Origin of the sequence: Lacrimispora amygdalina (genome assembly GCF_003432035.1) — a bacterium.
Lineage (GTDB): Bacteria > Bacillota > Clostridia > Lachnospirales > Lachnospiraceae > Lacrimispora > Lacrimispora amygdalina.
In genome coordinates this window covers 1-18564 of record NZ_QOHO01000056.1, presented here as the reverse complement: position 1 = coordinate 18564, position 18564 = coordinate 1, and the positions used below count along the sequence as shown (strand labels likewise).

Below are 18564 nucleotides of genomic sequence, written 5' to 3'. Positions count from 1 at the left end.
TCCTGCAAAGGAGGTTCTCCTGCCGTCTTGTTTCGTTTATGCGGATTCAACGGTTCCGGCGGATTTCAAAAATTTGAAATTCAAAGGAGCAAATTTTATGAAAAGCATCAAAAGAGATACTCAGCGTCAGAGGGAGAGCAAGAAAAAATACCAAATCAAAGTGCAGGGTCAGCTTGTGCCGGTCAGCGAAGAAGTCTATTTTACCTATCACCGCATGAAGCGCCGTGAAACCTATCTGGAGGAAAGGGATACGGCAAACGGCGTCTTTTATTACAGTGCCATGGATACGGCGGAAACTACAGGTGAGGATGGTATTCCGGACCTTGTCTCTCCCCGCGTGGAGGATGTGGTCGTGGCCAAGCTCATAACGGAAAAGCTCCACCAGTGTCTCGCACAGCTTTCAAAGGAAGAACAGGCGCTAATCTCTGCCCTGTATTTTCAAGGAAAATCTCAGGCGGAATTGGAGCGGGAAACTGGTATCAAGCAACAAACTATCAGCTACCGTGAACGACAGATTCGGCTGAAGCTCAAAAAAATGATAGAAAAGTAAAAATATTTTTTGTAGACCCCCTCACGAAATCGGCTTAGTAGTGAGGGGGGTTTTCTATTCACCCTCACTGCTCTTTGAAAATTTCATATCCGACGACCTGAATACGTTAGCTGACGGCCCCAAAAAAGGGAAAGCGACCACGGAGGATGCGCCAAGACCACCTGTAGGCAGGCAGTAAGAAAACGAAAGCACTTATTTTCTGTTCGTTCGTTTCTTTCTGCTCCTATCAAAGACGGCCAAATAAGGTGCAAAGCGGTACCCATTCGTCCGAAAAGCAGGCTGTGGCATCCTGTTTTGCAATGACCCCGTCAGCCTATATTGATACTTCTGTCCAGTCACAGCCCCCCTTGACAGGGGGACCACGCAATGAGGGCAGCCAGCGGAGATCCCGGTGGAGGTGAGATTCCTATGATGCGGTGAAGCCAGCCGCAGTTCAGGCCGTCGCCTTTTGAGCTCGTATACACCAGAGCTCTGCGTGCTTGGGGAATAGTGTTGAATTAAGCACAGCGAGAAAAATCTTAATGTTAGAAGCAATGGAGATCGCCCTGCCTGCAAAGACTCTCACAGCAAAGCAGATCATACAGGGCGGTCTCTATTTTTGTGCCATTAAGAATATGGGCATAGGAAAGAGGTGTGTATTTGAAACAGTTCCATAATACCATTTTACGAGGTGACATCTACTACGCAGATTTAAATCCAACGGTTGGCTCGGAACAGGGTGGCGTTCGGCCCCTTGTCATATTGCAAAACAATGTTGGAAACCGCTACAGTCCCACCGTGATTGCCGCCGCCATTACCGCGAAGCCGAAAAAGCCGCTCCCCACCCATGCAAGCATCGGTCATGCCTGCGGCCGCCTGAAGGAGTCCTTTGTGCTTCTGGAGCAGATACGCACCATCGACCGCAGCAGGCTACGGGAATATGTCGGCAGGCTGGATGAACAGGAAATGCAAAAAATTGACGAGGCACTGGCAATCAGCGTCGGGCTGGCTCCGGCGCCTATTTTATCAGGGAGGGAAACACCATGACAAACGCACAGGTATCCGATAATCTGATGTACGCTGCCGCTCTGCAGCAGCTCATACGGCTTGCAGCTGCCAAGAGCATGACAGATCAGGAAATAGAAAGAGTCAGAAAAGACTTGGAACGCAGGCTGCGCCCCACCATCATCGCTCCCTGCTGAGTCCCGGAATTGTTTTCTGAATATTATCAACTATTCAGTAGCTATATGCCGGGAGGTGTGGTAGTGTATGTCGTTGAAAGGAGGGAAAAAAGATGTATCAACCCAATGCAACATCGGCGGAAGCGCCTAAAATCACCTTGATACAGGCGAGAAAGCCGGAAATTGCAAAGCTCCGTGTGGCAGCATATGCCCGTGTGAGCAGCGACTCGGAGGATCAACAGAACTCCTACATCGCACAGGTGGATTATTACACCCGTCATATCGCCGCACAGGAGAGCTGGGAGCTGGCGGACATTTATGCCGACGAGGGCATTTCCGGTCTTGTGGCAAGCAAGCGGGATGAATTCAACCGGATGATTCAGGATTGCCGGGACGGAAAGATCGACCGCGTCCTCGTCAAATCCATCTCCCGCTTCGCGAGAAACACCAAGGAATATATCCAGTATGTGCGGGAGCTTTTACGGCTGGGCATCTCCATCCACTTTGAAAAGGAGAACATCGACACCGGCAAAATGACGTCGGAGCAGATTGCCACCATCTACGGCGCTTTTTCACAGATGGAGTCACAGAACCACTCAAACAATATGCGCATCAGCGTCCGCATCCGTATGGAAAAGGGCGATTACCTCTCGCCGTCCGAGCCTTACGGCTACAGGCTGGAGGGGCGCACCCTAATGATTATTCCCGAACAGGCCGAGGTGGTGCGCCGCATTTATGCCGCTTATCTCAGCGGTCAGGGAAAGGATGACATCGCAGACGAGCTGAACAAAGCAGGCATCCCCCGCACCAAGGGGCGAACCGTCTGGCACCCAAGTACAGTGGCGTACATCCTCACCAACATCGCCTACACCGGAGATATGATCTGGCAAAAGAGCTTTGCCACCAACGAAATCCCGTTCCGGCAGGTGCGCAACAAGGGTGAGAAACCGAAATACTTTGTAGAGAACTGCCATGAGGCGATTATTTCCAAGGAGGACTTTCAGCGGGTGCAGGTACTGATGGAAAGCCGACGGAATCAGGGCAACAGATCGGCTTCCTCCGCACTGCTGGCAAAGAAAATCCGCTGTGAAAGCTGCGGTACTCTGTTCCGCAGAAAAATCATCAACGAAAAGGTCTACTGGACTTGCCGGAGGCATGACCGTGATAAAGACCTTTGCCCCACCTCACAGATACCGGAGGAACAGATTGTCACGGCAATCCTCCGTATGTACCACAAGCTGAAACGGCGTCGTACACAAATCCTGTCCCCGGTCTTAACTCAGCTGACCGAGCTTCGGGAAAAAGAGCTTCGATCCAACCGCAGAATCAATGATATCGACAAAGAAATCGCCCAGCTCACCGAGCAGAATCTCGTTCTTGTTCGACTCAAGTCGAAGGGATACGTAGATTCTGCTCTTTATTTATCCCAAATCGGCGAAATTGACTTTAAGCTTCGGGAGCTGCGCCGTCAACGCCGCCGCATCATGGAAGCCAACGGTGAGGACAGTCAGATCAAAGCCACCCAAGCCATGCTGGATTATCTGGAGGACAGCCCCGAATATTTAGAGGCACTCACGGAGGAAGTGTTTGAGGTGCTGGTGGAGAACATCACCATCTCCTCGGAAACCGAGATGAATATCAGCCTTCACAATGGCTTGATACTAAAAGAAACCATGGAAAGGACGGTGCGGTAATATGGCATGGCAGAGAAAAATCCCCTTCGGGTACACCATGAAAAAGGGAGAGATACAATGCAGCCCCACAGAATCAGCGGCGGTCAAAGAGATTTTCAGACTTTATGCGGACGGCATGGCCTACAGCAAAATTGCCGCTGAAATGATGCGCCGGGGGCTTCGTTACCACAGCCACACGGCTGAATGGAACAAGCACATGGTTAAGCGCATCCTCGAAAACGAACGCTATCTTGGGGAAAAGGAATATCCCCCCATCCTGGAGCCGGAAGCCTTTCTGCGTGCCCAGCTTGTCCGGGGAGAAAAGAATACCTATACACCCTGCCCGGACTACATCGGACCCATCCGTGAAAAAGCGGTCTGCGGCGTGTGCGGCGGCAGGATGCTCCGCGATACCAGAGCTGGGGGAAAGCCCCGCTGGTACTGCGAAAAGGAGGACTGTACCAACCGCCGTTACATAGAGGATGAGGACATCCGCACAGCCCTATCCGAAAGGCTGGAGGTGCTGGCGCAGACCCCGAACCTCTTAGAATGGTCCCTGCCGCAAAATACAAATGAGCCGACGCTGGAGGCGGTACGCATCCAGAACGAGGTCATCCGGGAGCTGAACAAAGCGGAGCCGGGACCGGAGTACACCAAAATGCTGATACTGGCCTGTGCCGCCGAGCAATACAGCGGACTGCCTGATTCTATGCCTTATTATCAGATGCAGAGACTGAAGGAAAAAATCCTCACACAATCTATCAATGCGGAACTCCTCAGAGAGCTTTTCACAACCGCAGTACAGGAAATCCAATTTACCGCCCACGGCGGTCTCCGCTTGCGGCTCATCAACGGAAAATCCCTTGAAGCAGATGGAAAGGAGGATGCAAAGTGCCCGAAAGCGCAGTGAGAAAAGTCACGGTGATTCCCGCCGATCCCAAACACAACCAAAAGGATATCCGCAAACAGCGCCTGCGGGTAGCGCCTTACTGCCGCGTTTCCACCAGCTCCGAGGAACAGCTCGACAGCTATCAGGCGCAGATTGAATATTACACCGAAAAAATCGCCGCCCAGCAGGAGTGGACCATGGTGGATATGTTTGCGGACGAGGGCAAAACCGCAACCTCTACCAAAAAGCGCAAGGATTTCCTGCGGATGATTAAAGCCTGCGAAAAGGGCAAGGTGGATTTGATTATCACCAAATCGGTGTCCCGGTTCTGCCGGAATACGCTGGACGGTCTGGATTATGTTCGCAGGCTCAAGCGGATGGGCGTGGGCGTCTTCTTTGAAAAGGAAAATGTCAACACCCTCTACATGGACAACGAAATGATTCTCACCTTTATGATGAGCCAGGCACAGGCCGAGAGCGAGTCCATGAGCGGCAACATCCGCTGGGGACACCGCAAAAATTTCAAGGACGGCAAGGTTTATTTTCACTATGCCGGATTTTTAGGCTATCGCAGGGGCGAGAACAATCTGCCTGAAATCGACCCGGGGGAAGCGGAAATCGTCCGCAGGATTTTTTCACGGTATCTGATTGGGCACAGCGTAGCCAAAATCATCGCAGACCTTGAGGCGGACGGCATCAAAACGGCGCGGGGGCATAAAAAGTGGAATGACGGCGTGATACGGGGGATGCTTCGAAACGAAAAATACATGGGGGATGCTCTTCTCCAGAAAACCTACATCGCAGACCTTTTCACCCGCCAGACCAAGAAAAACACAGGCGAGCTCCCCCAATACTATGTGGAAAACAGCCATCCCGCCATCATCGACCGGCTGACCTTTCAGCGGGTGCAGGAGGAAATGGCACGGCGCTCCAGCCTGAAAAAAGTCAGTGCCGCAGCCAAAACCGAGCTTGCCAAATACAGCGGCAAATATGTGCTGACCGAGCTGTTATCCTGCGGGAACTGCGGCAGCCCTTACCGCAGGGTGACATGGACCAGACCGGAGGGTAAAAAAATTGTCTGGCGGTGCATCAACCGTCTGGAGAACGGCAAAAAGTTCTGCAAGGACGCACCTACGCTGGAGGAAAGCCGGATTCACACAGCGGTGGTCAGCGCCATGAACGAAATGTTCAGCCTAAAGAGCATGAAAGCGATTCTACAGGACAGCATCCGCACCACACTCACACCAAAGGGCGGTGAAACCAGCCTCGCAGCCATTGACAGCAGACTCTCCCAACTGCGGGAACAGCAGTACAGGCTCCTTCAGCTTGCCGCCGCTGTGGGAGCGGATTCCACCCAATACGATGAGGAACTGAAAAAGGTCAGCATGGAATTTTCCGCACTGGTGGCAAAACGGAGTGAGCTGGAGAAAAATAAGCAGGATACCGAACAGGCGGACGAGCGCGTGGAACAGCTTGCCGCCGAGCTGGAATCGATGGACACCGGCATCGCCACCTTTGACGAGGTCACGGTGCGGCAGCTGATCAGCGCCATTACGGTACTCAGCGAAGAAAAACTGCTCATCCGTTTCAAGGACGGAACGGAGATTGAGCAGATCATATAAGGGCAACGGCAATCAGGTGCGGGGAAATATCCTGCGCCTGATTTTCTATATCCCATAAGCAGCTGAACACAAATTTAAATCAGGAGGAATGAAAATGTTTTTCGATTACCAAAAAGCACAGCGGATGAAGGAACGGTATCCCAGCGGAACCCGTATCCGCCTCGACAGTATGGACGATCCCTACGCCCCCATTGCGCCGGGTACGGAAGGGACGGTAGATTTTGTGGATGACATCGGCACGCTTCACTGCACCTTTGACAATGGGCGCACCCTCGGTGTCGTTCCCGGAGAGGACAGCTTCTCGGTGCTCTCGCGTCCAGCACCGTCTGAGCCGGAGGAAAGTCCCACTCCGCAGTTCGGCATGAGGATGGAATGAAAGGAGGATGCACCGTGAAACGGATTACGACAGATGAACTTCGCACCATGACAGACCGTGAGGGACTGATCATTCAAGGCTGCGGCGGAGAGCTTTCAGAATGGGTAAACGGCATCAACGAACTGCTGACGCAGGAAGGCATCCTGCAAAACGGCGATACCTTCAAGGATGTTTTCGCTTTTGAGCATGACGGCTGCACCAATCTGCTGTTTTCTATGGAAAATGTGGATTTGCATATGGGAAAGCTCGCCATATGGCGTTTGCAGTCACACAGTGCTTTCGGCGGCACTTGGCTGAGTGATTATCTTCCCAACCGGCTGGGCGTTCATATGGATGAAGCAACTGCACAACAGGGCGGCGGCCTTGAAATGAAACAAAGCTACTAACAATTCCAAGCATTTCACCGGCGGAGCTTGCTCTGCCGGGTACATAAAAAAACAGGCTCCCACGGAGCCGGAAAGGAGAAGTCTATGAAAGCGTTGAAAAAGAACAGTGCCCTGTATCTGGAACAGATTGCCTCTGCGGTAGCTGAATGCTATGAAAAAGATGAGAAGCCCTGCAATCGGGCATTGCTGGAGCTTTATACACGGATCGGTCAATGTATCTGCCGTCAGGGAGAAAAAGCGTTTATCCCGCACTTGGCTGAAATGCTCGCCGACCGGTTTCCATCGCTGAAGGGCTTCTCTCTTCGCAATCTCCGCAGGATGCGTGACTTTTACCGCACTTATGAAAACAACCCGATTCTTATGGAAAGGGCACAGTATCTTGGCTGGACACAGAACGCCGTGATACTGGAGTACTGCGAAACCGATGCGCAGCGTTCTTTTTATATTGGCCTTGCCGTGGAACGGAACCTTTCCAAACTGGCGCTCATGAAAGCCATTCAGGAGCATGCCTTTGCCGATGCCATCCATGCGGAGGATTACGCTGAGCGCATGGAACCCAGCTTTGCCCCTGTAAGCGATAGCTGTCCAGATGAAGCCGTAGACACCACCGAAACCGCTGAAACGGTGTGTGAGCCGTTTGTGACAGCGTGTGAGCCTCCCCGCCAAGGGGATGCTCTGCACCGAAACAATGATAGCGGCTATAGCAAAATCCTCGCAATGCTTCCAACAGTCAGAAGAATGAAAAATATGCGAAAACAGTTCATTTCATGCTGGCAGGATTATTCGTTTCCGAAACGTCCCGTTTCATCAAAAACATTGGCGCAGAAACAAATCATCCATTTAAAGCCGCCGCCCGATATGGTTCAACCGAAGAAGCTCCCGCCGCCTTTTATCAGAAAACAGGGCAGGAATTATCAATGGCAAGTACATCGACCGAAAACAGCCGCATAATTATTTGAACACGGCCATGAAGAGTCTGAGGATTTATGGCATCATAAAATTGGTCATTGCCTGCGGAGAATCTGATTTATTTTGAGAATTTGGCGCTCTCTTTGGAGAAAGATAAGAAATCTTTTTTCCACGGTGTCCACAAAAGATTAGGTCAAAATAGATGCAGGGCTGAAAAAGCCAGTATCTATGCGGCTTGGCGAGGGTTTTGAATGAAAAAAGGTGAAAATAAGCACTGACAGAGGGTGTGCTCATTCGCTTTGGTACTCTAAAGGAAAAGTTACCTTCCAGTTTCCTTTTGTTATCATACCAGAAGTTACAAAATCACCATATAGAGTATACTTGGAAATTTCACTTTGCGGAACATCAAAAATATAGTTGCAATAGTCAATTCGGCCAGCTTGGTCATATTGATTTACGAAATTGAAAGTATAGCTACTATCAACTTTATTGCCATAATTGTCTTTCAGATAAAAGAAACCATGATTATCTTTTTCTAAATTATCAGTAACAGCGGTTTGGATATGAAGTTTTCCATCAATATATCCTACTCCTGTCAAATCAATTCCCTCGACAGGAAATTCACCCATAGGAGAGGATGGAATCAAAGCAACTGAATTTTCTTCATCAGATTGCTTATAGTCGACACCGCCGCCACCTGTACGATTCAAAGGCTTTTGCGTTTCTTTTGCAACGTCAACAGTGGAAAGAGATAAGGGAATTTCTATATCTTCATATGTTTCCTTATGACTTAAAAACTCCCTTACCGTAAAAGTTATTTTGTCACCTGCAATATCTTTATTTCCCCATTCCTCAATGGTAATTAAAAACGTAGCTGTCCTTGTGCTTTCGTCATATCCGACACGCTCGCAATGTGCCGAGCTATCAAATGGACGGTTTATGGAGTAGCTGTCAAACAGGTCAGTAGTCTCATCAATGCGATTTTCTATTAAATCTTGCATGGTTATATTAATTTCTGCAACATTATCGTGGATGTAGGCCGATACAACCTCCATTTTCACACCATTGTCTTCATCGGATTTTTGAACAGGCATAAAAAACTGTGCAATAGTTGGAGAAACCATATACATGAGTTCGTATATAGGTTCTACTGTAGCAGCTAAAGCTGGCATTGCGAGTGAAAGGCAAAGACAAATTGATACGAAGGCTATTGCCGGCTTACGGAAAGAAAAAACTCTATTATGCGATTTATTTTCAATTTCCTCAGCTTTACGAATCGTATCTTGCAGTAATTTTTCACCAGGACTAACTTGGTTATTGAGCTTATTATATTGTTCTCTAAACATAATCTTCCTCCTTTATAAATTTTTTCAGCATAGCACGTGCCCTTGTGAGTTGAGTTCTTATTGTGGAGTTTTTCCTGTTTAGGGCAAGGCTTATTTCTTCAAGTGACATATTTTCATAGTAAAACAGATGAATAACTTCACGATATTTGGGTGGCAGCTGTTGCAATTCGGAATATATATTGATGCTCTCTTTTGTTTCAAATAATATTTCATCATTAAGTTCCTGTGTCTTTTTATTCCACAAGGAGCTCCAAAAGTTATTTGAGCAATTTATTGTAACTCGAATGAGCCAAGCCTTTCGATGTTCCTCATCTACAAAGACGGGCTTCTTTTTCACATAGCGAAGAAAAACCTCTTGAAAAACATCATCAGCATCATGCTTTGTTCCTGTTCTTGCAAATGCAAGACGATATACCATATCTGAATAATATCGAATCACTTTTTCAGTGCAATCATCCGTACGCAATGATTGTTGTTCCATGCATATAACCCTCCTTTCACTTGTAACACCTATAAGAGGTCCAAAATGCTACACAAAAAATCATAAAATTTTAGCGTGCCTTAATAGCACGCTAAATACGTCAAATATAATTCGCTCCCTGAGCGTTCAAATTCCTTACTACCGTTTCATAAAAGTTTTCTTCGGTAGCTATATAGAACAAGTTTACCATATTAAAGTGAGGGATTCAACTCGCGATGGGCGATATTGAACGAATCGAAAAAAGGGAAGTCCTTTTTTAGCTCCCTATCTTGCTTGTAATATAAGCACTACAAAAGTTAAAACCATATTGTGTTTTGATCTTTAAATTGTGGTGTTGGGCTATTCTGATAGGGATTATAGTTATTTATGTTACATCCAAATTCTTTTAAAAAGCATATTTTTTCACCCTGTGTCCACTGGATAAGGGAAATACCATCAAATTCTTCTATTCTGCCATCCACCATAGTGTTTTTAAAATACCATTCAACTAACGTTTGGTCTTCTTTATGGAAAAATTGCTTCACATTCCACACAAGTACGCTTCCACGGTTATTCCATTCTGTAAACCAATGTTTGATTTGTTCACTACCTTTATATTTTGGTCCCCAACTTTCAATATAAATTGCATCATATGAAAAAATATCTGCAATCCCTAAATCTTGTTTTTGCAGCCACATATCAAACCAATGTCTGATAGTTTTTTCTCTACTTTGTATAGGAATCATTTTTCAGCCTCCTTTTATCTGTCAGTAAATATACCGTCTGAACAAATCCAACACCAACGATCTGCAGCAGACTCATGGTCGAACGCAATCTGCAGGGCCCATATGCCTGGGGTGGTTCTTCGACGCAGATTTCCTTTGACTGTTCCGGTTATGTGTGCCTCCGTTCCAATCTTACGAGTCCTTTGATTTCTTTTTGAGCTTAACGGATGGCACATTCATTATCTCTTACAGGGTACTCTGTTTTCTACAAATTCCCATCAGAATGACCACAAAATATGCCTTGACTGTATTACCAAGAATTTCTTCAATCATTCTGGGAATCCATATGACTGCAAACGGTAGTATCTTCCATGCGGCAAAGATTGTTTCGCGCAGGACGATGGTATTAAGGGTAGTCACAATCAATCCGGAACCGATCATGGCGATAAGAAGTTGGGGGATCTGCCCCCTACTTGTATCATGAAAAATCTTTTTCGATAGAAAGAGATCAGTGGCTAACAACAGGATGCCGAGAGCTGCGCATCCAATCATTGCGGTTGTGACCCAAGAAATATAGGTTGCCAGATTTCCCGATGGATCTTTTGTACCAATGGTTCTTTCAATCAGCATTTTACTGATAAGGTGCATGTTGTCCGTATTAATGTTTTCTTTTTGTACATGATTGTAGAAATCACGATTAACACCATCGGCTGCCAGAAACGCAATATTACAAATCCCTGCTAATAACATGAGCACGGAAAAAATTGTAACTATCATTCTCATTTTCTTGTTGTCTTTGTTGCGCAGGACAGACCATAATGCGCCCCGGATAAATCCACCACCAGCTACGACCAGCGTCATAAGAGGTATATAGGTTCCAACAGGCTTTAAAAGGTAACCCAAAAAGTCAGAAAGCCCTGACACAGCCGCGCCATATACAGGCCCGAATATAAGGGATGGCATAATGGAGAAAATGCCGGAGATGCCAACACTCATTCCATTTTGACCAAACACGGGTATGTAGAAAGAAAATGTTGATTTTAAAACGAGTGAAATACTGAGGAATATCGCAGAAATTGTAATGCGGCGCACATATAAAGTTGTATCCTTCAATTTAACTTCTCCCTTCTGAAATAGAACGTGACATAGAAAGTTTATCGTTAAATTGAATTTCTAAGTTATAACCATCAACACACCTCCTGTCATGCAGCACAGCTACACAACAAGAGGCACAATCATTACACCGCTTCTCCTTATGCAGCAGCGGGATGCGAACCTTGTACCGTAAGCCCTAAATGGCTTTTCGTCCCTCTGACAACTCCCCGTTCAGAAGGCACTGCAAATCAATGATTTACGCACAACGTTCTACTCTGCTCTGATTCAAATGTTCTCTGAATGGTATTAAGTACATTCAGAAAATAAAAAAGACCCACCAATCCAAGCATCATGCCCAGACGGTCGGCTTTCCAAAACGCTGTACTCCCTGTGGTTGAATCCACTTCCGTCAGTTATACAGCACATTTATATTACCATTGCTCATTAGTATTGTCAACTTCAAGGCACAAATAGGACGGACAATGACTTGTGGCTTTAATATACATTATTTTTGCATTCGAAACAAGACCTAAGAGGCTAGTAGAGTAATAATCAATAACGGGAATCATCACTCTGCTGATATTTACTGTTTGCACATTAATATAATAGCGAACAAAAACCCCTTCTATGGAAAGCACACTTGACATTATTTTTCATAAGTGATAATATAAGTCAATGGAAAGCGTACTTTCCATATGAAAGGATGAAGTTTTTGAAAAACCGATTAGAGGAAATACGAAAACAGCGTGGCATCAAACAGGAAGACTTAGCAATTGCTCTTGAAGTTTCAAGGCAGACAATCGGATCACTTGAAAATGGACGATATAATCCTTCCATTATGTTGGCGTTTAAGCTCGCACGCTATTTTAACATGACTATTGAAGAGATATTTATTTATGAGGAGGAACTGAAGTGATGAAAGCAAAAACAGATTACATGGTTACTTCATTGGGAATAATTTTGCTGGCAGCAGGTTTGTACCTGGTGAAAGCATTACCTGATCCCCAGGGAATGCTGCTGGCTTTGCCATATATATTTATTGGCTTTGGCTGTGGAATTTTTGGACATGGAATGGGGAATATAATCTCACGTAAACTAACGAAAAACGCTCCTGATATCCAAAAGAAGCTTGAGATAGAAAAAAATGATGAGCGCAATATAGCAATTTCCAACCGTGCCAAAGCCAAAGCATTTGACATGATGACCTTTGTTTTTGGAGCGCTGATGGTTTCATTTGCTTTAATGAGAATAGATATGACGGCTGTTTTACTTTTGGTTTTTGTTTACCTGTTTGTACATGGATATGGAATTTACTTTCGCATGAAATATGATAAAGAGATGTAAAATAAAAAACACATGACTTTTTAACATTTCTATGATAGGCTTTCCGTATAAGTTCACTTGTCAGAGGACTTGTAATCATCATGATTATTTAAGTGGGATAAGATCTAATAAGGTCTTGTCCCATTTTTGATCTTTCTGGCTGAATATTTAATAATGGAGGACAAAAAATGCATATACAAACCAGCAGACTTATCATCCGAAACTTTGAAGAAAAGGATGCAGCAGGTTTATATGAATACCTTGCCGAACCACCCGTACATTGCTTTTACAGTGAAAAAGTAAATTCTTATAACGAGGCCGTTAAAAAAGTAAAAGAAAAACAAAACGAAGATGATCATGGCAGCTGCTATGCCGTATGCCTGCGTGATACGGATTTCATCATTGGAGAAATATTCTCAATGAAAGAACATCCGGACACATACAGCGTCGGATGGAATTTCAATTTAAAATATGTTAAAAAAGGATATGCGACGGAAGCAGCCGAAGCATTCATAAACAATCTCTTTGAAAACGATGCCCGAAGAATCTATGCCTACGTAGAAGATGATAATCTCCCTTCCCAGAAACTTTGTGAGCGTCTGGGAATGAGAAGAGAAGGTTTATTTGTTGAATTTATTTCATTTGTAAACAATCCCGACGGAACACCGCTTTATGAAAACACATATCAGTATGCTGTTTTAAAGAAAGAATGGCTTATAAAATAACATCTTTTCAAGTATAGTAAAATTCCAAAGCTGACATACTACCTTTGATAATAAGATTGGAGGTCATTATGTCAGAAGCAGTTTTAGAAAAACCAAAGGATCGTGTCAGTTATCACGATTCTGTAGAAGAAATGCTGGTAAGAATCAGAGATGACGGTTTATCCAGCGTATTCTCAAGATTTGATGAGCAGGAAAAGATACGGTGCAAATTTTGTCTCCAGGGTCTTAGCTGTCAGCTGTGCACCAACGGTCCCTGCCGGATTAATGAACAGAAAGGTCCTGAAAAGGGTGCCTGCGGAATCGGTCCGGACGCCATGGCAATGAGAAATCTCCTTATGAGAAATATCATGGGAGCTGCTACTTATGCCCATCATGCCTATGAAGCATTTCGGACGCTGAAAGAAACAGGAAAAGGAAATACAACATTTCAGATCACTGATACGGAAAAACTGAAATGGATGTGTGAAAAGACCGGAATTGACACCAGCCAGTCCATCAATCAGATGGCAACCTGCCTTGCGGAGCTGTTAGACCGGGAAATGAAAGTGAATCCGGACCAGCACAGCATTATGGTGGAAGCATTTGCTCCGAAAAAGAGGAAAAAAATATGGCATGATTTAAATATTTACCCTTCCGGAATTGAACATGAAGTGCAAAACTGCATTGCAAGCTGCCTTACCAATGTGGATGGAGACTATGTTTCTCTTGCAAAAAAGGCACTGCGGCTGGGTTTATCCACCATCTATACAGCCCAGATCGGTCTTGAAATGACCCAGGACATTTTATTCGGTACACCTAAGCCCCATGAAGTAGATGTGGATCTGGGCATCATGGACCCGGATTATGTAAACATTGCATTTAACGGTCATCAGCCCTGGATCGGTGCTGCTGCCCTTATGAAGGCCAAATCACAGGAATTTCAGGATCTGGCAAAGCAGTGCGGTGCAAAAGGTATTCACATCGTAGGCTCTATTGAAACCGGACAGGAGCTGCTCCAGAGATTTGAAATGGATGATGTTTTTGTTGGACTGATGGGTAACTGGCTGGCCATTGAACCCTTCTTAGCCACAGGAACCGTCGACGCATTCGTTATGGAGGAAAACTGTTCTCCGCCTGCAATCGATCAATATGCAGAAAAGTACCAGGTCGCCCTTGTCAGTGTCAGCACCATCATCGGTGTTCCCGGAACTGAGCATAAAATGCCTTACTATCCTCAAAAAGCGGAAGAAATGGCGGACAAATGCATTCATATCGCAATTGAGAACTTCAAAAAGAGACATGGCAAAATTAAACCCATGGTACCCCGGCATGTCCAGAAAGCAATTGCCGGTTTCTCAACGGAAGCCGTACTGAATGCAATCGGAAATGACTTACAAAATCTTGTGGATGTCATTGCGAAAGGACAGATCAAAGGAATTGTCGCGCTGGCAAACTGCTCCACCTTAAGAAACGGTCCCCAGGACTGGAACACCGTAAACCTGGCGAAACAGCTGATTAAGAGAGATATTATGGTTGTTGCAGGCGGCTGCGGAAATCATGGTCTGGAAGTAGCCGGCATGTGTAATCTGGATGCAGTTAACGAAGCCGGAAGCGGTTTAAAGGCAGTATGCAGCGCACTGAAGATCCCACCGGTATTAAGCTTTGGAACCTGCACGGATACGGGAAGAATCTCCATGCTGGTAACGGCTCTTGCTGACTATCTTGATGTGGATATCTCCGATCTTCCCATTGCTGTCACAGCACCGGAATGGATGGAGCAGAAGGCTACCATAGACGGAATATTTGCCGTTGCTTACGGCGCCTTCACCCATCTTTCTCCTACCCCGTTTATCACTGGTGCACCAAACCTTGTAAAACTGCTCACAGAGGATGTGGAAAGCTTAACCGGCGGTAAAGTGGCCCTGGGAGATGATCCTGTGGAAGTGGCGGAAAAAATTGAAAACCATATCATGAAAAAAAGAAAAGCCATGGGTTTGTAATAATAATATAATAAGACCGTATTACTCCTCATCTGAAAGGAATAATGCGGTCTTTCTAATTAATCTACGATAAACAGTTTTTTCCAGTTTCAGTATGTGAACGTTTGCAGAAAACAATGATTGAAGCAGACGGATTTATGATATATAATAGCACGGAAGTATTTTTACTACCCTTGCTACTACTGGAGAAACATTATGAAACAATTTATTCAAAAAGAACCCGTCCTGACAGCAGCTTCAATTCTCGCTTTGATTTCCGTCTTTTTTGTTCCCCTGGATTCAGCCTATCTGCTGTATATTGATTTTAAGACTCTGCTCTGCCTGTTCTGTCTCATGACTTCACTTAAGGGAATTGAACGGGAAGGACTTTTAAACGCAATCTCAGTGAAACTGTCATCTGGAATGAATGATTTAAAACCTTTCATTTTTCTGCTTGTTTTCACCTGCTTTTTTGCATCCATGTTTATGACAAATGACGTTGCTTTAATCGCCCTGATCCCTATCACCTTGTCTGTTCTCTCCCTGTGCGGTCAGGAACGCCATACTGCCCTTGTTGTGGTTTTGCAGACCATTGCCGCAAACATCGGTTCCAGCCTCACTCCCATCGGAAATCCGCAGAACCTTTATCTGTTTACCCGGTATGGGTTTGGTCTTCCGTCTTTTCTAAGAGTGACTTTTCCCTTTGTCTTATTCGGAGGGATTCTGCTTGCACTGGTGTGTTTTTTTATCCCCCGTTATCCCATCAGCCAGGTAAATTCCACCACTCCGGTAATACGAAAAAGACCTGTCGTCGCCTATGGCGCCATGTTCTTTCTGGCTGTTGCCGCTGTGCTTCGGCTGGTTCCTTATCAGGCCGCAGCTCTGATTATTCTGGCTGCGACTGCAATTTTAGACAGACGCACGCTCTGTCAGGTGGATTACTGCCTTCTCCTTACATTTGCGGCCATATTCATATTTGTAGGGAATCTGGCCAGAATTGACTGGGTTTATCAGGCTGTTTCGGGATTGATCAGAAAAGATACCATGATAACGGCTGCTTTATTAAGCCAGTTTATCAGTAATGTTCCGGCAGCCGTCATGCTGTCCGGATTCACGGAAAATGCTTCCCAACTTCTTACCGGAGTAAATGTAGGAGGCATGGGAACGCTGATTGCCTCTATGGCAAGTGTTATCTCCTATAAACTGTATGCTGCAGTTTATCCCAAAAAAACAATTTTGTTTCTGGGAATCTTTACAGCCTTTAACCTCCTGTTTCTCATCGCTTTACTTCTATTTGAAGGATTTTTTATGTAAACTTATATTATAACAGCCAGCGGCCTGATACTATGCCACTGGCTGTTTTACTGCTCAGTTTAACTGGGAAAGGATATATGCTGCCTTTTCCTGATCTTTCTTGTATACAAAAAGTCTGTAAAAATCTCTGACGTTGCCCGTCCTGCCTAAGATTGGATTCCTTCCATTTAAGTTATTCATTGATAAACGTAAACTGTTATTGGTTGTTTCAGTCATATAATAAATATTATTTTCTCTCAACACATTTTTTACACGATATAGCTTTTCAAGATCCTGTGTACTGTAAATCTCTGTTAATTTCTTTTTAAACAGCATAATCCCGACCTTTCTATTCCAACCTGCCTGGAACCGTGTTTTTATTTTATGCCTGTTTATTATAACAAAAACGGCTGTCTGTTACAAGCAGGCAGCCGTTTTTTGTATTTATTATATTTTTTTAACCGGATAGCACACTTCTGTTACCAGTTCCTCCGGATTCTGGGTCTGAGCAGGACTGACGTGATAAATGCAGAACATGGGACCGTTAAATTCATATTCATTGTCTTTGACCCAGTTAGCAACTGCAACGTTCACATCTGTGATCTGATCGTAGCTCCCTTTGTATACCGCTGATGCAATTTCCACCTCTGGTACTGTTTTAAATACTACATGCTCCGTATTGTCATAGGAACCCTTTACGGAAATCTGTATTTCCACATCAACGTCCCTATCTATAAATCCATGGTCATGAAATACTGCAAGAGAATAGACGGGTTCTGCCATCTGCAGATTCATATCCCGGGTTTCTTCCCCCATCCGCTTCCATAATATTCCTTCCTGGTTGTAGGCTGGTATAACCGCTCTTACACTGGCCACGTATCTTTGGGGCATGGTTTTTAGTACTACACTGTAATTCATTGCCAACTCATCCTTTCTCAGCCTTTGAATGGCTGTATCAAGGAGCATAAGCCGGTGTCCGCTTTCCTTCATTTCTTCCTGGACTTCCACTCTCCGGATCTCTAAATACTTTGCCAGTTCCACGGGATCATCATATTTTTTTAACATTTCCCCAATTGCGGCAAGACTAAATCCCATATCTTTTAAAGAATTAATCCTGACCGCTTTTAAGAGCTGGTCTTCGCTGTAATAGCGGTATCCGGTAAAATGGTCGGTGCTCCTTGGCGTCAGCAGTCCGATCTCATCGTAATGGCGGAGCATTCGGATACTGATTCGTGACAGTTTGGAAAAATCTCCTATTTTCAGCATGCTTATTTCCTCACATATATGTTATTTTGAGCTCGTATTTAGTATAGAGTATACCATAATGTGAGAGTCAAGCAACATATCATAAGATACATATTTTTCATTGTTTATGTTAAAACTGATTTTTATAGAGAAAGGAGAGTGAATCCCAATGCTGTTAGTTACCACGGATTATATTCCAGGAAAAGAGCTGACACTTCTGGGTATGGTGAAAGGAAGCACCATACAGTCAAAAAATTTAGGAAAAGATATTTCTCAGGGACTTAAAACCTTAGTTGGCGGGGAATTAAAAGCGTATACGGAAATGATGGATGAGGCAAGGAATCTTGCAACCAGCCGTATGATCCAGGAAGGTGAGGCAATGAACGCAGAAGCCATTGTCAATATCCGCTACGCTTCTTCTTCGGTCATGCAGGGTGCTGCGGAAGTTCTGGCTTATGGAACTGCTGCTGTATTTAAGTAGCTGATACTGCCGGAGTCTTTATTGGGGGGAATGACATGAAAAAATTTGCAAAAAACCTTCTGTTTATATTAGGGCTTTTGTTTCTGCTTCTTTTCCTTGTTTTAATCATCTATGAATACTATTTGTTAAAAAGCAGGCTTCTGGTTGTTCCTGATCTGATTTTTGCCAGCTTCCTGCTTTCCGGCATTCTGTTTTTAATCCCCGGAATCTCCTGTATGGCGGTTTCCTATGTGCTGAAAAGAAAAGAGCTGAAATCATGACCACCGGCTTAGCCGGTGGTTTGCTCTGCCCCTATAAGGGGCTTTTCCCTGCCTGCGCCCGGAAGGCGCCTGAAGGATTTGCCAAACG

22 protein-coding genes and 2 riboswitches are annotated in these 18564 nt (G+C 45.2%); of the genes, 17 read left to right on the top strand and 5 right to left on the bottom strand.

Annotated features, from left to right (window positions below; translation table 11 throughout):
* Positions 1-97 precede the first annotated feature (97 nt).
* The 10 genes from DS742_RS17265 (at position 98) to DS742_RS17230 (ending at position 7607) form a co-directional block, all read left to right on the top strand.
* Positions 98-550 carry a sigma-70 family RNA polymerase sigma factor gene (locus tag DS742_RS17265; protein ID WP_117418240.1) on the top strand — a complete coding sequence of 151 codons (453 nt, stop codon included), beginning with the start codon at positions 98-100 and terminating at the stop codon, positions 548-550.
* 521 nt (positions 551-1071) lie between these two features.
* Positions 1072-1206 carry a hypothetical protein gene (locus DS742_RS29800; RefSeq protein ID WP_278336075.1) on the top strand — a complete coding sequence of 45 codons (135 nt, stop codon included), beginning with the start codon at positions 1072-1074 and terminating at the stop codon, positions 1204-1206.
* Positions 1190-1576 (top strand): type II toxin-antitoxin system PemK/MazF family toxin, encoded by a 387-nt coding sequence (locus tag DS742_RS17260; protein WP_207715825.1) that lies wholly within the window; start codon positions 1190-1192, stop codon positions 1574-1576. Before DS742_RS29800 ends, DS742_RS17260 begins: the two co-directional genes overlap by 17 nt.
* Positions 1573-1731 carry a hypothetical protein gene (locus DS742_RS28920; protein ID WP_170313501.1) on the top strand — a complete coding sequence of 53 codons (159 nt, stop codon included), beginning with the start codon at positions 1573-1575 and terminating at the stop codon, positions 1729-1731. The genes DS742_RS17260 and DS742_RS28920 overlap by 4 nt, the downstream gene beginning before the upstream one ends.
* 92 nt (positions 1732-1823) lie before the next feature.
* Positions 1824-3404, top strand: a complete 1581-nt coding sequence (locus tag DS742_RS17255; RefSeq protein WP_117418224.1) for a recombinase family protein — start codon at positions 1824-1826, stop codon at positions 3402-3404.
* Position 3405: 1 nt separating this feature from the next.
* Entirely contained in the window at positions 3406-4293 is an 888-nt protein-coding gene (locus DS742_RS17250) for a recombinase family protein (protein WP_117418223.1), read from the top strand.
* On the top strand, positions 4275-5894 hold the full coding sequence (locus DS742_RS17245) for a recombinase family protein (RefSeq protein WP_117418222.1): 1620 nt from the start codon (positions 4275-4277) through the stop codon (positions 5892-5894). The genes DS742_RS17250 and DS742_RS17245 overlap by 19 nt, the downstream gene beginning before the upstream one ends.
* A 94-nt stretch (positions 5895-5988) precedes the next feature.
* Entirely contained in the window at positions 5989-6270 is a 282-nt protein-coding gene (locus tag DS742_RS17240) for a DUF4314 domain-containing protein (protein WP_117418221.1), read from the top strand.
* A 47-nt stretch (positions 6271-6317) separates the two neighbouring features.
* Entirely contained in the window at positions 6318-6656 is a 339-nt protein-coding gene (locus tag DS742_RS17235; RefSeq protein WP_334296904.1) for a hypothetical protein, read from the top strand.
* A gap of 84 nt (positions 6657-6740) precedes the next feature.
* Positions 6741-7607, top strand: a complete 867-nt coding sequence (locus DS742_RS17230) for a DUF1016 N-terminal domain-containing protein (RefSeq protein ID WP_117418219.1) — start codon at positions 6741-6743, stop codon at positions 7605-7607.
* 248 nt (positions 7608-7855) lie between these two features.
* On the opposite strand, the gene DS742_RS17225 is transcribed toward DS742_RS17230, so the two are convergent.
* The 4 genes from DS742_RS17225 to DS742_RS17210 all read right to left on the bottom strand — a co-directional run bounded on the left by DS742_RS17225 (position 7856) and on the right by DS742_RS17210 (position 11209).
* Positions 7856-8911 carry a hypothetical protein gene (locus DS742_RS17225; protein WP_117418218.1) on the bottom strand — a complete coding sequence of 352 codons (1056 nt, stop codon included), beginning with the start codon at positions 8909-8911 and terminating at the stop codon, positions 7856-7858.
* Complete coding sequence (locus DS742_RS17220; protein ID WP_117418217.1) at positions 8904-9392, bottom strand: RNA polymerase sigma factor; 489 nt, start codon at positions 9390-9392, stop codon at positions 8904-8906. The genes DS742_RS17225 and DS742_RS17220 overlap by 8 nt, the downstream gene beginning before the upstream one ends.
* Positions 9393-9688: 296 nt before the next feature.
* The gene (locus DS742_RS17215) at positions 9689-10108 is read right to left on the bottom strand and encodes a nuclear transport factor 2 family protein (protein WP_170313503.1); all 420 of its coding nucleotides are present in this window, start codon (positions 10106-10108) and stop codon (positions 9689-9691) included.
* Positions 10109-10342: 234 nt separating this feature from the next.
* Positions 10343-11209, bottom strand: a complete 867-nt coding sequence (locus DS742_RS17210) for an ECF transporter S component (RefSeq protein WP_117418215.1) — start codon at positions 11207-11209, stop codon at positions 10343-10345.
* A 146-nt stretch (positions 11210-11355) separates the two neighbouring features.
* Positions 11356-11471, bottom strand: a riboswitch (THF riboswitch).
* A 66-nt stretch (positions 11472-11537) separates the two neighbouring features.
* Positions 11538-11618: riboswitch (ZMP/ZTP riboswitch) on the bottom strand.
* Positions 11619-11903: 285 nt separating this feature from the next.
* On the opposite strand from DS742_RS17210, the gene DS742_RS17205 reads away from it, so the two are divergent.
* From DS742_RS17205 to DS742_RS17185, 5 genes are all read left to right on the top strand, one after another.
* Positions 11904-12107 carry a helix-turn-helix transcriptional regulator gene (locus tag DS742_RS17205; RefSeq protein ID WP_117418238.1) on the top strand — a complete coding sequence of 68 codons (204 nt, stop codon included), beginning with the start codon at positions 11904-11906 and terminating at the stop codon, positions 12105-12107.
* Positions 12107-12535: a DUF6442 family protein gene (locus tag DS742_RS17200; protein WP_117418214.1), complete on the top strand. Its 429-nt coding sequence runs from the start codon at positions 12107-12109 to the stop codon at positions 12533-12535. The genes DS742_RS17205 and DS742_RS17200 overlap by 1 nt, the downstream gene beginning before the upstream one ends.
* Before the next feature lie 167 nt (positions 12536-12702).
* Positions 12703-13239 carry a GNAT family N-acetyltransferase gene (locus DS742_RS17195; protein WP_117418213.1) on the top strand — a complete coding sequence of 179 codons (537 nt, stop codon included), beginning with the start codon at positions 12703-12705 and terminating at the stop codon, positions 13237-13239.
* Positions 13240-13307: 68 nt separating this feature from the next.
* Positions 13308-15218 carry an anaerobic carbon-monoxide dehydrogenase catalytic subunit gene (gene cooS, locus DS742_RS17190; RefSeq protein ID WP_117418212.1) on the top strand — a complete coding sequence of 637 codons (1911 nt, stop codon included), beginning with the start codon at positions 13308-13310 and terminating at the stop codon, positions 15216-15218.
* Positions 15219-15413: 195 nt separating this feature from the next.
* On the top strand, positions 15414-16511 hold the full coding sequence (locus DS742_RS17185; protein ID WP_117418211.1) for an SLC13 family permease: 1098 nt from the start codon (positions 15414-15416) through the stop codon (positions 16509-16511).
* Positions 16512-16937: 426 nt separating this feature from the next.
* On the opposite strand, the gene DS742_RS17175 is transcribed toward DS742_RS17185, so the two are convergent.
* The gene (locus tag DS742_RS17175) at positions 16938-17756 is read right to left on the bottom strand and encodes a MerR family transcriptional regulator (protein WP_117418209.1); all 819 of its coding nucleotides are present in this window, start codon (positions 17754-17756) and stop codon (positions 16938-16940) included.
* Between the two features lie 148 nt (positions 17757-17904).
* Here DS742_RS17175 and DS742_RS17170 point away from each other — a divergent pair, with 148 nt between their 5' ends.
* On the top strand, positions 17905-18216 hold the full coding sequence (locus DS742_RS17170) for a YbjQ family protein (RefSeq protein WP_117418208.1): 312 nt from the start codon (positions 17905-17907) through the stop codon (positions 18214-18216).
* A 35-nt stretch (positions 18217-18251) separates the two neighbouring features.
* Positions 18252-18476, top strand: a complete 225-nt coding sequence (locus tag DS742_RS17165) for a hypothetical protein (RefSeq protein ID WP_117418207.1) — start codon at positions 18252-18254, stop codon at positions 18474-18476.
* The last annotated feature ends 88 nt before the right edge of the window (positions 18477-18564 follow it).